This window comes from Zhongshania marina, assembly GCF_002915595.1.
GTDB lineage: Bacteria > Pseudomonadota > Gammaproteobacteria > Pseudomonadales > Spongiibacteraceae > Spongiibacter > Spongiibacter marinus_B.
Window position 1 is genome coordinate 150364 of record NZ_PQGG01000031.1, and the last position, 13754, is coordinate 164117.

Annotated in this window: 14 protein-coding genes; 8 read left to right on the forward strand and 6 right to left on the reverse strand. The window is 47.6% G+C overall.

The window, feature by feature from the left end; genetic code table 11:
• The first annotated feature begins 28 nt into the window (after positions 1 to 28).
• The 8 genes from atpG (at position 29) to C0068_RS13805 (ending at position 9142) form a co-directional block, all read left to right on the forward strand.
• Positions 29 to 895: a F0F1 ATP synthase subunit gamma gene (gene atpG, locus C0068_RS13770; protein ID WP_103685056.1), complete on the forward strand. Its 867-nt coding sequence runs from the start codon at positions 29 to 31 to the stop codon at positions 893 to 895.
• Between the two features lie 57 nt (positions 896 to 952).
• A complete protein-coding gene (gene atpD, locus C0068_RS13775; protein WP_103685057.1) occupies positions 953 to 2350 on the forward strand; it encodes a F0F1 ATP synthase subunit beta in 1398 nt (465 codons plus the stop codon).
• Between the two features lie 38 nt (positions 2351 to 2388).
• Positions 2389 to 2814, forward strand: coding sequence for a F0F1 ATP synthase subunit epsilon (locus tag C0068_RS13780; RefSeq protein ID WP_103685058.1), 426 nt, complete (start codon positions 2389 to 2391; stop codon positions 2812 to 2814).
• A 116-nt stretch (positions 2815 to 2930) separates the two neighbouring features.
• The gene (glmU, locus tag C0068_RS13785) at positions 2931 to 4301 is read left to right on the forward strand and encodes a bifunctional UDP-N-acetylglucosamine diphosphorylase/glucosamine-1-phosphate N-acetyltransferase GlmU (protein ID WP_199176177.1); all 1371 of its coding nucleotides are present in this window, start codon (positions 2931 to 2933) and stop codon (positions 4299 to 4301) included.
• Between the two features lie 32 nt (positions 4302 to 4333).
• A complete protein-coding gene (gene glmS / locus C0068_RS13790) occupies positions 4334 to 6163 on the forward strand; it encodes a glutamine--fructose-6-phosphate transaminase (isomerizing) (protein ID WP_103685060.1) in 1830 nt (609 codons plus the stop codon).
• A gap of 54 nt (positions 6164 to 6217) precedes the next feature.
• The gene (locus C0068_RS13795; RefSeq protein WP_103685061.1) at positions 6218 to 7882 is read left to right on the forward strand and encodes an MFS transporter; all 1665 of its coding nucleotides are present in this window, start codon (positions 6218 to 6220) and stop codon (positions 7880 to 7882) included.
• 36 nt (positions 7883 to 7918) lie between these two features.
• Positions 7919 to 8854 (forward strand): DMT family transporter, encoded by a 936-nt coding sequence (locus C0068_RS13800; RefSeq protein WP_233208823.1) that lies wholly within the window; start codon positions 7919 to 7921, stop codon positions 8852 to 8854.
• Entirely contained in the window at positions 8855 to 9142 is a 288-nt protein-coding gene (locus tag C0068_RS13805; protein ID WP_103685062.1) for a YkgJ family cysteine cluster protein, read from the forward strand.
• Here C0068_RS13805 and C0068_RS13810 read toward each other — a convergent pair.
• From C0068_RS13810 to C0068_RS13835, 6 genes are all read right to left on the reverse strand, one after another.
• The gene (locus C0068_RS13810; RefSeq protein WP_103685063.1) at positions 9139 to 9756 is read right to left on the reverse strand and encodes a TPM domain-containing protein; all 618 of its coding nucleotides are present in this window, start codon (positions 9754 to 9756) and stop codon (positions 9139 to 9141) included. The genes C0068_RS13805 and C0068_RS13810 overlap by 4 nt on opposite strands.
• Positions 9757 to 9808: 52 nt before the next feature.
• Positions 9809 to 10543 (reverse strand): TPM domain-containing protein, encoded by a 735-nt coding sequence (locus C0068_RS13815; RefSeq protein ID WP_103685064.1) that lies wholly within the window; start codon positions 10541 to 10543, stop codon positions 9809 to 9811.
• Complete coding sequence (locus C0068_RS13820) at positions 10543 to 11157, reverse strand: LemA family protein (RefSeq protein WP_199176178.1); 615 nt, start codon at positions 11155 to 11157, stop codon at positions 10543 to 10545. Before C0068_RS13820 ends, C0068_RS13815 begins: the two co-directional genes overlap by 1 nt.
• A gap of 93 nt (positions 11158 to 11250) precedes the next feature.
• Positions 11251 to 12081, reverse strand: a complete 831-nt coding sequence (locus C0068_RS13825) for an ATP-grasp domain-containing protein (protein ID WP_103685065.1) — start codon at positions 12079 to 12081, stop codon at positions 11251 to 11253.
• Positions 12082 to 12177: 96 nt separating this feature from the next.
• Positions 12178 to 12819 (reverse strand): DUF2959 domain-containing protein, encoded by a 642-nt coding sequence (locus C0068_RS13830; RefSeq protein WP_103685066.1) that lies wholly within the window; start codon positions 12817 to 12819, stop codon positions 12178 to 12180.
• Between the two features lie 84 nt (positions 12820 to 12903).
• Positions 12904 to 13752, reverse strand: coding sequence for a DMT family transporter (locus tag C0068_RS13835; RefSeq protein WP_103685067.1), 849 nt, complete (start codon positions 13750 to 13752; stop codon positions 12904 to 12906).
• Between the last annotated feature and the right edge of the window lie 2 nt (positions 13753 to 13754).

Consider the following 13754-nt stretch of genomic DNA (forward strand, 5'->3'; position numbering starts at 1 on the left):
AGCTTTTCTGCTTGAGGATTGTTGAATCATGGCAGGTGCAAAAGAGATACGCACCCAGATATCCAGCATCAAGAGCACGCAAAAAATCACTAGCGCCATGGAAATGGTTGCGGCGAGTAAAATGCGCAAAGCTCAAGATCGCATGGAATTGGGTAAACCCTACGCTCGGCGCATGCGCGCTGTGGTGGGTCATATCGCCAATGCAAATCCAGAGTACCGTCATCAGTATATGACTGAGCGGGAAGTTAAACGCGTCGGTTATGTCATTGTTTCTACTGACCGCGGCTTGTGCGGTGGTTTGAATACCAATGTATTCAAAAAAGCCATCAAATCAATGCAAGCATGGTCAGAACAGAATGTAGAAATTGATTTGTGTTTAATCGGCAGCAAAGCCGGTGCATTCTTCAAGAGCTACGGCGGCAACGTAGTTGCAGCGGCAAAAGACATGGGCGAAGCACCCAGCGTTGCTGATTTGATTGGCAGTGTAAAAGTTATGCTCGACGCTTATGGCGAAGGCAAAATAGATCGTTTGTATCTGGTAGGTAATGAGTTTGTGAACACCATGACTCAAAGCCCATTTGTAAGCCAGTTATTGCCTTTAGAAGCAGAGCAAGACGACAGTTTAAAACATCACTGGGATTATATTTACGAGCCCAGCCCTGAAGAATTACTGGAAGGCTTACTGACTCGCTATGTTGAGTCACAGGTTTACCAGACAGTGGTTGAGAACGGTGCTTGTGAGCAGGCTGCACGTATGATCGCGATGAAGAACGCGACTGATAATGCCGGCGATATTATCGACGGTCTGCAGCTGGTTTATAACAAAGCTCGTCAGGCGGCGATTACCCAAGAACTGTCGGAAATCGTGAGTGGTGCAGCGGCGGTAGCGTCGTAAGTATTTTCATCACTGAAACAGAATTTGATTATTTAAGGTTTTGAAGAGGAACCGGATATGAGTAGCGGACGTATCGTACAAGTTATCGGCGCCGTTATCGACGTGGAATTTCCACGCGATGCGGTACCACAGGTCTATGATGCACTGTTGGTTGCTGACAGCGGGCTGACCCTGGAAGTGCAACAGCAATTAGGAGACGGCGTAGTTCGCACCATCGCCCTCGGTTCTTCTGAAGGATTGCGTCGCGGACTGGACGTTAACAACACCAATGACAAGATCAAAGTACCTGTGGGTATCGAAACCCTAGGTCGGATCATGGACGTACTTGGCAATCCAATTGACGAGTGTGGCCCAATCGGCGAAAAAGAGCGTATGCCTATTCACCGTAAAGCACCTGCTTACGAAGAATTGGCAGCGTCTTCTGACTTGCTAGAAACAGGTATCAAAGTAATCGACTTGGTTTGCCCATTTGCTAAGGGCGGTAAAGTTGGTCTATTCGGTGGTGCGGGTGTTGGTAAAACCGTAAACATGATGGAATTGATCAACAACATCGCAACCGAGCACAGCGGTTTGTCAGTATTTGCCGGTGTTGGTGAGCGTACTCGTGAAGGTAACGACTTCTATCACGAGATGCAGGAAGCGGGCGTTGTAAACGTTCAAGACTTCAGCAAATCTAAAGTGGCCATGGTTTACGGTCAGATGAACGAGCCACCAGGCAACCGTTTACGCGTTGCACTAACTGGTTTGACCATGGCTGAAAAATTCCGTGACGAAGGTCGTGACGTACTGTTGTTTGTTGACAACATCTACCGTTACACCTTGGCCGGTACCGAAGTATCAGCACTGTTAGGTCGTATGCCTTCAGCGGTAGGTTACCAGCCAACACTGGCAGAAGAGATGGGTGTTCTTCAGGAACGTATCACCTCCACTAAAACGGGTTCTATCACCTCTATCCAAGCGGTATACGTACCAGCGGATGACTTGACTGACCCATCGCCAGCAACCACCTTCGCTCACTTAGACTCAACAGTCGTACTGAGCCGTGATATCGCTGCTAAGGGTATTTACCCAGCGGTAGATCCACTGGACTCTACGTCACGTCAGTTGGATCCGCTGATCATCGGTACTGAGCACTATGAAGTTGCTCGTGGCGTACAGAACGTACTTCAGCGTTATAAAGAGCTGAAAGACATCATCGCGATCCTTGGTATGGACGAATTGTCTGAAGAAGACAAAACAACCGTAGAACGCGCGCGTAAAATTGAGCGTTTCTTGTCACAGCCTTTCCACGTTGCTGAAATCTTCACCGGCAGCCCAGGAAAGTATGTATCTCTGAAAGATACTATTGCTGGCTTTAAAGGCATTCTCGGCGGTGATTACGATCACCTACCAGAGCAGGCCTTCTACATGGTTGGTACCATCGACGAAGCAATCGAAAAAGCGGCTAAACTGTAAGCTCGCGTAAGCGAGCTTCATGCCTGAGAGGCTAAAATATGGCTATGACTATTCATTGTGACATCGTGAGTGCAGAAGCAGAGTTGTTCTCTGGCCGTGCCAAGCTGATTGTTGCAAACGGTACTCAGGGTGACCTGGGTGTGACCTATGGTCACGCGCCGTTGCTAACATCCTTGGAACCGGGTCCAGTACGTATTGTACAAGACAACGGCGAAGAGATTATTTTTTATGTGTCTGGCGGTTTTCTGGAAGTACAGCCCAATGTGGTGAGTATTCTTGCAGATACGGCTATGCGTGCTGGCGACCTCGACGAGGCAGCCGCACTAGAGGCGCAGAAACACGCTCAACAAGCGATGTTGAACCAAAGCGCAGATGTTGACTACTCACGTGCAGCAGCACAGCTAGCAGCAGCATCAGCTCAGCTTCGGACTTTACAGCAAATTCGTAAGTCACTGAGTAAATAATACGGTTTTACCGTATTAGGAAAAGGGCGGCTCTGGCCGCCCTTTTTTGTTTCCGTTACTATCCCTCGTTATATTCTCTGATCGGTAAAATACGCCTAACAGCTAAAGGTTTAATAATGACACTAGACGTAGTGATTCTGGCCGCGGGTCAGGGAAGCCGAATGCGCTCCAATCTCCCAAAAGTACTGCATGAAGTAGCAGGTAAAAGCATGCTTCTTCACGTGGTGGAGCGCGCAGAAAAAATAGGCGCTGATACCACCCATATCGTGATCGGTCACGGCGCGGATTTGGTAAAAGAAAGTCTCGCAGAAAAAAATATAAAATGGGCCCTGCAGGCCGAGCAAAAAGGCACGGGCCATGCTGTTGCCCAAGCACTTACGGCGATATCTGACGACAGCCGAGTTTTAATACTTTATGGCGACGTACCCTTAATTTCATCAGAAACCCTTGAATCTTTATTGGGTACTGCCTGCGCAGATACCTTGGCACTTTTGACTGTTTGCTTAGATGACCCCAGTGGTTATGGGCGTATTATTCGCGCCAACAATAATAATGTTACTGCCATCGTTGAACAAAAAGATGCGACGGCAGATCAATTATTAGTAAATGAAGTAAATACCGGAATTATGTCGGTCACCGCCAAAAAACTTAAACAATGGCTGCCGCGATTAAAATCAAATAATGCGCAGGGCGAATACTATTTAACCGATATTGTGGCAATGGCAGTCGCAGATAGCGTAGCGATAAAAGTATGTCATGCGGCCTACCCGATGGAGGTGCAGGGCGCGAATACCCGCTCCCAATTACAGTTGCTTGAGCGCTTTCATCAAGCCCAGCTGGCTGAAGAGTTAATGAGCAAAGGCGCTACATTAGCAGATGCAACGCGGCTTGATATTCGCGGTACGCTACAAACAGGTGAAGATGTTTATATCGACGTTAACTGTGTGTTTGAGGGCGACGTTAGCCTAGGTGATGGTGTAAGCATTGGCCCAAACTGTCATATTATCGATTCGCATATCGCGTCGCATTGCGAAGTTAAATCTAACTCCGTAATTGAAGGTGCGCACTTAGCAGAAAATTGCACAATAGGCCCTTTTGCGCGCCTAAGACCGGGAACGGTATTGGCAGAAGAAGTAAAAATTGGCAATTTCGTTGAAACAAAAAAGGCGAATATTGGTCACGGAAGCAAAGTGAGCCACCTAAGTTATATTGGCGATGCAGAAATCGGGCGCGATGTGAACGTCGGTGCAGGCACCATTACCTGCAATTACGATGGTGTAAATAAATTTAAAACAACATTAGCAGACAACACCTTTGTAGGATCAAATACCTCATTAGTTGCACCCGTTACAGTTGGTAAGGGCGCAACAATTGGCGCCGGTTCAATCATTACCGGAAATATTGCCGATGGGGAATTAGCGGTTGCCCGAGCCAAACAGCGTAATATCAGTGGATGGAAGCGGCCAGAAAAGAAGCCCCGCGACTAACTACAAAAACTGAATTAATAAAGGAAAGGCACATGTGTGGCATTGTCGGTGCAGTAGCACAACGCGAAGTATCTGGGATATTGCTAGAAGGTTTACGTCGTCTGGAATATCGCGGATACGACTCTGCTGGCATGGCAATTATCGACGCCGACACAAAAATTCATAATCGTAAGCGTGTGGGCAAAGTTGAAAAACTGGCAGAGGAATTGTCTGCAAGTCCGCTGCGCGGCCGTGTTGGAATTGCACATACTCGCTGGGCCACACATGGCCAACCATCAGAAGAAAATGCCCATCCTCATATCTCTGGCGATATTGCCTTGGTTCACAATGGCATTATTGAAAATCATGCTGAGTTAAGAGTTCGTCTAAAAAAATTAGGTTATGAATTTTTATCACAAACCGATACTGAAACCATCGTTCATTTAATTCATCACTATTATCAAGATCAGCAAAACCTCGTCGCTGCGCTAAAAATGGCTATTGCAGATTTAGATGGCGCCTATGGTCTAGCGGTGATTCATTCCGCCGAGCCAGAAAAAATTATCTGTGCACGCAAAGGCAGCCCGCTCGTTATTGGCATTGGTATTGGTGAAAACTTTATTGCCTCTGACCAACTAGCATTGCGTCAAGTTACTGACCGATTTGTGTATTTAGAAGAAGGCGATATTGCTGAAATAACACCAGATAACTACACCATTTTAGACGCAGCATATGCACCAGTATCTAGAGACATAACCCAAATCGACGCGGCGGCGGAATCGGTAGACAAAGGCCATTATCGCCATTTCATGCTCAAAGAAATTTACGAGCAACCCTCTGTTATTCGCCGTTCGTTAGCAGGGCGCCTGGGCAGTAAAAAAATACTAATTGAAGCCATGGGTTCCCGTGCTGGACAAATCATTAAAGATATTTCGTCGGTGCAAATCGTAGCTTGTGGAACTAGCTATCACGCCGGAATGGTAGCGAAATACTGGATAGAAGGTTTAGCCGGCGTCCCTTGCCGAGTAGAAGTGGCGAGCGAATTTCGTTATAGAAAATTTAAAGTCCAAGACAATACCTTATTTGTCACCATTTCACAGTCTGGTGAAACGGCGGACACACTCGCTGCCCTTAGACTTGCTAAAACCTTGGGCTATTCGGCCTCACTTGCAGTGTGCAATGTTGCGCAAAGTTCATTGGTGAGGGAGTCAGATTTATATTTAATGACAGAAGCCGGCCCCGAAATTGGTGTGGCCTCTACCAAAGCATTTACAACACAGCTCGCAGCATTATTGTTTTTAACTGTAGCACTTGGTCGTCACCATGATATGAGAGAAGAGCAAGAAGAAGAAATTGTCAAAGCTCTAAATGCCTTGCCAGATCTATTGGCTGAAACATTAGAATTAAATTTGGCAATTAAAGAAATGTCTAATGCCTTTGCAGAAAAGCATCACGCGCTATTTTTAGGGCGCGGCGCGCAATGGCCGGTGGCAATGGAAGGCGCATTAAAATTAAAAGAAATTTCTTATATTCATGCCGAAAGCTATCCAGCTGGCGAACTAAAACATGGGCCCTTAGCCTTGGTGGATGCAGACATGCCAGTCATCGCTGTGGCACCAAACGATGAATTATTAGAAAAATTAAAATCAAATTTAGAAGAAGTACAAGCCCGTGGCGGGCAACTATTTGTATTCTGCGACAAAGCCGCGGGATTCAAAAAAGCCAAAGGCATTAACATTATTGAACTACCTCATGTTAACGATGTTATAGCGCCTATTATTTATACCATTCCCCTGCAATTACTGTCTTATCATGTTGCAATATTAAAAGGCACAGATGTAGATCAACCCAGAAATTTAGCAAAATCTGTGACGGTTGAGTAATAGACAAAAGCATTTTTTGAAATGTAGAAGTTATACTCAATTGAGGGGAAAGCAATGGCAGCGTTAAGCAATGAAAATAATAACGACGCTATTTTTTCGCCACTAAAACACGCTTCCTTTAGGAATATGTGGTTCAGCAATACCATTTCTAATGCCGGCGGCTTGATTCAGAGTGTTGCTGCTGCTTGGATTATGACCAGTATTTCTACTGCCGATCATGTTGCCCTGGTGCAAACGGCGACGTTTTTACCCATGGCGCTATTTGCGCTACCCGCTGGCGCCATTGCTGATATTTATGACCGGCGCAAAGTCCAGATAACGTTTTTTATGCTGTCATTGATCGCCGCTGCCATTATGACCTTGGTGTCGATTCTTGGGCTAATTACGCCGTGGGTGTTACTGGGTTTATGTTTTTTGGTTGGTACTGGCGGCGCTTTGGCAGCGCCGGCGCGGGGTGCGTCTATTGCCGAACAAGTGCCGAAGGAGTTGCTGCCTCAGGCGGTGGCCTTAAATAATATAAGTTTCAATTTGGCGAGGAGTGTGGGGCCGGCGATTGGCGGTTTGATTGTTGTTAGTTTTGGCGCAACGGCGGCGTTTGCTATAAATGCGATTTCATTTGTGCCGATGTTGGAGTCTTTGCGCAGATGGCGGCGACAGACAGAGGTATCTCGGCTTCCGGCAGAAGGTTTGTTGCGCTCGATAAATTCAGGCCTGCGCTATGTGATGAATATGCAACCCGTGCGCCGCGCCATTGGGCGGGCATTTGTTTTGTGTTTTATCGGTGCTTCGCTGCCGTCGCTTATGCCCTTGATCGCCCACGACTTGCTACGCGGCACAGCCAGTACATTTGGTTTGTTGCTGGGGGCATTTGGCGTAGGTGCGGTGTGCGGTATTTTTGTACTTCACCCAATGCGGAAAAAAATCGGCAACGAAAACACGTTGCGGGTGTGTACGGTTGTTATCGCACTATGCTTGGTGGCGCTGGCGGCGAGTCGAAGTGTGATTCTTGATATCGCTATTTTAATGGTAGCTGGCATGGCGTGGATGATGATTACCACATCCATAAGCGTGCTAGTTCAACTGTTTGTGCCACGCTGGGTAATGGGGCGTGCCATTGCAACCTCAAGTGCTTCTATTACATTGGGGGTGGCGATTGGCTCTTGGGTGTGGGGGCTGATAGCGAAAGAGCATGGCGTTGCAATGGCGTTTCAAATTTCTGCCATCGCGCTGATTGCGTCGCTGTTATTGGGGTATTTATTGCCGGTTGCCGACCGCACTACATCTACCGAGTTAGATGAACAGGTTTTAGATGACCCTGATGTTAAACTAGGTATTAGCGGCCGCAGTGGGCCAATAAGTATTGAACTCCAGTATCGAATCCCTGAAGACAAAGCGCGGGACTTTTATAAGCTAATGCGCGACCAACAAAAAGTACGCTCCCGTAATGGCGCCTATGCTTGGTCTTTGTCGCGTAATATTGCAGACCCAGAGTGTTGGTCTGAAAGGTTTAGCTGCCCAACATGGAATGATTATTTGCGTTTGAGAAATCGCCGCACTTTAGAAGACAGTGATCTGCAGCGTCAGGCGGCCAAAATGCACATTGGTATAGAGCCTATTAAGGTGTTGCGCTGGCTTGGTCGCCCATCCGGTTCGGTGCGTTGGAGTGATGAGGCGCCAGACCGTGGTGATGATGCATTCAAGCTAGAAATTCACTCCTAGCTGTAGCTAATCTCATTTTTAGAAGCACTTCGTTTGTTGGCGAAGTATGGAGTATTTATTTTTAGTACTAGCCACATTTTTCGTCACCCCATTGTCTTGCTTAGCTGTGTTGCATTGTTTTGGGGTGGTAATGCAATTGCCGGAAAATTAGCGGTGGGCCACGTTTCGCCCATGATATTAACGGCATTGCGCTGGTTGTTTGCGGTAATTTTTATTTCCCCTTTTGCTATTGCAAGAGTGCGTGAACAGTGGCCAATTATTCGTAAAAATCTTGTGATGTTATTTTTATTTGGCGCATTTGGTTTCGCTGGATTTAATGCATTGTTTTATTACGCTTTAAATTACACTACTGCGATTAACGTGACCATAGAACAATCGATAATGCCCTTGATTGTATTTTTCGGCAATTTTTTATTATTTAAACTAAAGCCAAGTGCATTGCAGCTAATTGGATTTTCGTTGACCTTGCTTGGCGTGGCGATCACGGTATCGCACGGTGATTTGACGAGTTTATTACTGCTGGATTTAAATCGCGGTGACGCGCTAATGTTATTAGCAGCGTTACTGTATGGCGGTTACACCGTAGCTTTAAGATATAAGCCCGCATTACATTGGCAGGCGATGATTTTTGTTCTAGCGGTATCCGCGCTCTTATCTTCACTGCCCTTGGCGTATTACGAATATCAGTCTGGAAAGATGTTACTACCCGACTTACAGGGACTGGGCGTGATTTTATATATTGCCATTTTCCCATCCTTGCTTGCGCAGTCGCTATATATTCGCGGGGTAGAGATGGTAGGGGGAAATCGCGCAAATTTATTTATTAATTTGGTGCCGGTATTCGGTTCCATATTGGCAGTATTCATATTAGGAGAGGTATTGCATATCTACCATATTGTCGCCTTGGTATTAGTTGTTGGAGGTATTCTGCTAGCTGAGCGTAGTGCGACCACGCGCTCAGAGGCAGTTTAGATGAGAATTGCCGCCGCCAATATTGAAAGCACCGAAATTAAATGTAACAGCTGCAAAGCAGCATGTTGTCGATTAGAAGTTATGTTGATCAGCGAAACGGGTGTTCCAGAACAATTTATCAAACGGGACAAGTGGGGCGGCGAAGTCATGGCACGCTTGGAGGATGGTTGGTGCGCAGCCTTAGACCGCGACACCATGTTGTGCACAATCTATGAGAATAGACCGTTTATTTGCGGAGATTTCGCTACCGGTTCCTTCGAATGTTTGGATGAGCACGAACCCCGCTAATCCAAAATTATTAAATGGTTTGGCAATTCGTTTTTTTCTCGGCTCGCTGGTAGTTCGCGCTGCAATTCCTTTCCGCAGGCTTCTATGCATTCAATAAAGCCCTGGGCAGTTTCCCCCTTGGCTACTCTTGCCGTAAATAGACTTACAATGGCCTGCCAGTGGCTATCTGGAATTTTGGCCGAGATACCGCGATCAACCAAAATTTCGACATAGCGCTCGGCTTCAGAAACAAAAATTAGCATGCCGGTTTCGCCGTGGGTGTGATGCAAATTTTGTTCTAAAAATTGCCGTCTTGCTAAATTACTTGCGCGCCAATGGCGCACAGCGCGGGGAATTAAGCGGGTCTGAATTTTTGGTAGTCGAAATAAAATGGCCAATAAAATAAAGACGCCCCACTGACATAAAATTAATTGATGCACATTAAGCCACTGGGGAAAGTAGTTCACGGCACTGGGCAGTAACAACGCTAATACGCTGGCCCATAGCAGAGGGATATAGGTGTAATCGTCGGCTTGGCGGGCCAAAACGGTGACCAGCTCGGCATCGGTCTGGCGTTCAATATTTGTAATGGTCTCTGCGACCTGCGACTGTTCCTGTTGATTTAATAAAGCCATAAATTACTCTGAATGTATAAAGTGGAAAGGTGCTATACAGTGCTGCAAGGCATTACCAACCGCCGGAGGCACCGCCGCCGCCGAAGCCGCCACCACCTCCACCAAAACCGCCGCCTCCAAAGCCTCCTCCTCCGAAGCCACCGCTACTGCGGCCTAAGGCTGAGCCTAGTAACATGCCTCCAAGTAAGCCGCCGCGTCCGCGACCACCGCCCATCATCATAAACATAATTAATATAAACAGCAGGCCGCCCAGCGCCGGTGGCGATTTTTTGTTTGAGGTTTGCTGTTTTGGTATCGCTGCTGCCTTGCCATCAATGATTAAAATCATGGCGTCGACTGCGCGACTAACGCCGCCATCAAAATCCCCGGCTTTAAATGCGGGAGTCAGAATTTGCTGAATAATTTGCGCGCTGCGGGCATCGGTCAACTGGCCTTCTAAACCGTAACCAACTTCAATCCGCATCTTTTTCTCTTGCTTGGCGATGATCAGCAAGGCGCCGTTGTTTTTATCTTTTTGGCCTATGCCCCAATGACGGCCAAGCTGATAGCCGTAATCGGCGATATCGAAACCCTGCAAATCTGGCAGGGTTACCACGACAAGTTGATTCCCGGTGCGCTGCTCCTGAGCGGCAAGCTGGCGGTTCAGTGTTTGCTCCGTGCCGGCCGAAAGTAATTTGGCGTTATCGACTACCCGCCCGCTGAGTTTGGGAAAGGTGGGGTCGGCGGCAAATACGTTAAGGCAGCAGAGTAGGGCGCAGAGCAATAAGGATGTGCGTTTAAAGCGCATCAGAAATTAACCTGAGGCGCTTGATCAGCCTTCTCCGCAGTGGCCTTAAAGGTTTCCCTTTCTTTTAATTCGCTATACATCACGCTATGCCAAATCTTGCCGGGGAAGGTGCGAATTTCCGTGTTGTAACGACCAACAGCAAGGATGAAGTCGCGGCGGGCAACGCTGATCCGATTCTCGGTGCCCTCTAGCTGGGACTGTAAAGCCAAAAAGTTTTGGTTGGATTTCAGCTCTGGGTAACGCTCAGACACCACCATCAGGCGGCTTAAGGCGCCACTCAATTGAGATTGCGCAGCTTCAAATTGCTGCAGCTTTTCGGGGTTGTCCAGAATACTAGAATCCACCTGCATCGAAGTCGCCTTGGCGCGGGCTTCTACGACAGCGGTCAGGGTTTCTTTCTCTTGGGCGGCAAAGCCCTTCACGGTAGAAACCAGATTGGGAATAAGATCGGCACGGCGCTGATATTGGTTTTCTACCTGTGCCCAAGCGGCTTTGGCTTCTTCGTCTAAACGGGGAATATTATTAATGCCGCAGCCCGGGAGTATTAGGCTGGCAAATAGCAAAATAAAGAGGGTGTAACTGCGGTGAGCAAGGGACGGTATGGCAGCGGTCATAATTTAGGTCTCATGAACAAACAGACCTTTATGGTAACACCCTAGCAGACACCCTGCAGAGAAGACCTAATTGTCTGCTGTGCAGGGAATAATTTACGCGGCGCGGCGTGCCCGCTTGCGACCACTGGCTGGGGCTTTTGGGAAGTTTGGGCCGGTGGGCTCCTGTTTGCGATGCAGGTAATCAATAATAGTGTCGCGAATTTTTTGATCGCCGCCTTCAATTCCTTGATTGCCAAATAAGCGATTAAACTCAAAGACATAGGGATGATCGCCAACCATCGCAATATCGAAGCCGGCGTGATCAATCTCCAGACTTTGGGCTAAATGCAGCGCAAGATTTATGGCCTGTGCTGGGATTGGGCTTTGGTCAATAACACCGCCCTTGGCGACATTATTGTAAAAACCCTGATCTGCCTGCAATCGCCAGTACGCGCACACGGCTTGATCGCCAATAACCACAACTCGAATATCTTTGTTGATGGGCAGATATTCCTGCACATACAAAATGTCTGTGCGCTCTAAATATGCTCGCCAATCAGCACGGCTCTTAATTAACCAAACACCGCTACCCTGAGAGGCTTTGGGAAGCTTGGCGACGAAGGGGTGGAGCATTAACTCCCACAATTCGTCGGCGTTGCTGGGGGTATTGGCGCGGATTTCAGTGTGGGGAATATTAGCCGGCGCGACCATTTCGAAGGCGCGGGTCATTTCAATTTTGTTGTGGCCCAATAGATAGCTGGCTTGGCTTGGAAAAACCTTGGCTTTTAGACCATAAATCAAGGCGTTGAGCTGCCAGTACTCGGGATACAACACCCAGTCGGCGCTGCTGATGTCGTCCTTGTACTTAAAGATTTGCTCAGGCTTTAGTTGCAGAGTGTCCTTAAAACCGAGGGTGCGAAAAACGTCGAAAGATATCCACGCCATGATTGCTTACACAAAATTGAGGTGCGCCTTTTTAAGGCCAAAATTGCATTTCGTCAATAGCCGGCGATTGGCATTTATTGGCTTTGTGTCTCGGTACTATTTTAGCTGCTTAATAAAAGCGTCAGATTCGTTAATGGCTTTTTCCATGGCGCCAATCAACTGCTGTACGTCGCGATCTATGCCGGCAAGCTCGCCCTTCAGTGCGCCAATCGCAGACGCGTTTAGATTGTGCTTTAGATAAAGGACGTTATCTCTCAGTGCATTTAATACCGGATCAATACTTTTCTCCGCGCGGCGCATAGATTTAATCAGCGTTGTATATTGGCGTTTTGTAGCTTGCAGCTTATTGGCACTGTCGGCACGCAGGCGATCATTGCTATACAGTTTGAGTTCGTCTTGCCATTCGTCAAACAATGCCTCTGCGACGGACTCAACCTTGTTAATTCTGTCCGTAACTTCCTTTGCGGCGGCTTCGCTGTCTTCAAACTCGCTGTTTAATCGATTGTAATGAGACTCTAAATTACCGCCGTTAAAGCTCACCACTGAGCGAAATTCTGTAAGGGCATCTTTAAATTGTTCTTGAGCGTCTTCCTGAGCATCTTTGGCTTCGCTCACGCGATCGACCAAAATATCTCGCTTATGCACACCTACTTTTTCCATCGCGTTGTAATACGTCGATTCACAGCCGGCAATTGAAAACATTGCGGCGCTAGCAAGTAGCAGTATCAAAAAGCGCATGGGATGTCCTTAGGCATTATTAGTATTGTGCTTAATGGTAGCGTGCATGGCGTGGTGCGGCAAATGCTAAGGGATTACGCTAATCTATTTTGTGCTTTGGTGCCTGCTCTTTATAAAAAGGGTAATGCCGCCTAGCACCAAAATCGACGCTAAGATAAATCGTAATGTTAGTTGTTCATCCAAAAATAATACGCCGCCAAGTGCGGCGAGTACTGGTACGCTTAATTGAATAGTGGCGGCGTTAGTAGCGGGCAATGCCGGTAGCACGGCATACCAAAGAGCGTATCCCAAACCGGAGGCCAACGCACCTGACGCCACCGCATAAACTAGGCCGAGAAGGCTCGTGTGTTCAGCGTCGGCCATAAGCCAGAAAAGAATAATGGCGAAAGGAATAGCGCGAATAAAATTACCGGCGGTGGCTATTGTTGGTTCGATGGCTTGCTTTCCAAGTAAAGAATACAGCCCCCAGAAAACTCCGGCTGCGAACATCGTAAGGGCGGCAAACAAGGGTGGAGCTTCAATTCCTGGCAGCATCAGCCATACAAGTCCGGCAAATGCGAGGCTGGCCCCAAAAACTTTTTGCGAACTTAAGCGTTCTCCCGTCCATAAGCCGTAGCTAATCATTGTCGATTGCACTGCGCCAAATAAGATAAGCGCGCCTGTTCCTGCGCTTAAACTGATATAGGCAAATGAAAAAGCGGCGGCATAGCCAAATAGGGAGCTTGCTGCTATCCAACTACCACCCATTGTAAAACGGCGAAATTTGCCGAGAAGTAGCAGGGCCAGCATTACAGCACCAGCAATAAGCCGTACAAGCGTAAACGTGGCTGCGTCAATGTGGCCGCCTGCTAAAGCCTCGCGGCAAAGCAAGGAATTTGCGGCAAATGCCAGTATTGCTGTTGTGGTGAGCAGTGCTAGTCGTAGGTGGGACATAT

Excerpts from the sequence above, each read along its gene's own strand:
- C0068_RS13805 (WP_103685062.1), top strand. The coding sequence starts at position 8,855 with ATGAGAATTGCCGCCGCCAATATTGAAAGCACCGAAATTAAATGTAAC.
- atpG (WP_103685056.1), top strand. The coding sequence starts at position 29 with ATGGCAGGTGCAAAAGAGATACGCACCCAGATATCCAGCATCAAGAGC.
- C0068_RS13820 (WP_199176178.1), bottom strand. The coding sequence starts at position 11,157 with ATGACCGCTGCCATACCGTCCCTTGCTCACCGCAGTTACACCCTCTTT.
- C0068_RS13825 (WP_103685065.1), bottom strand. The coding sequence starts at position 12,081 with ATGGCGTGGATATCTTTCGACGTTTTTCGCACCCTCGGTTTTAAGGAC.
- C0068_RS13835 (WP_103685067.1), bottom strand. The coding sequence starts at position 13,752 with ATGTCCCACCTACGACTAGCACTGCTCACCACAACAGCAATACTGGCA.
- C0068_RS13815 (WP_103685064.1), bottom strand. The coding sequence starts at position 10,543 with ATGCGCTTTAAACGCACATCCTTATTGCTCTGCGCCCTACTCTGCTGC.
- C0068_RS13780 (WP_103685058.1), top strand. The coding sequence starts at position 2,389 with ATGGCTATGACTATTCATTGTGACATCGTGAGTGCAGAAGCAGAGTTG.
- atpD (WP_103685057.1), top strand. The coding sequence starts at position 953 with ATGAGTAGCGGACGTATCGTACAAGTTATCGGCGCCGTTATCGACGTG.
- glmS (WP_103685060.1), top strand. The coding sequence starts at position 4,334 with ATGTGTGGCATTGTCGGTGCAGTAGCACAACGCGAAGTATCTGGGATA.
- C0068_RS13830 (WP_103685066.1), bottom strand. The coding sequence starts at position 12,819 with ATGCGCTTTTTGATACTGCTACTTGCTAGCGCCGCAATGTTTTCAATT.
- C0068_RS13795 (WP_103685061.1), top strand. The coding sequence starts at position 6,218 with ATGGCAGCGTTAAGCAATGAAAATAATAACGACGCTATTTTTTCGCCA.
- C0068_RS13810 (WP_103685063.1), bottom strand. The coding sequence starts at position 9,756 with ATGGCTTTATTAAATCAACAGGAACAGTCGCAGGTCGCAGAGACCATT.
- glmU (WP_199176177.1), top strand. The coding sequence starts at position 2,931 with ATGACACTAGACGTAGTGATTCTGGCCGCGGGTCAGGGAAGCCGAATG.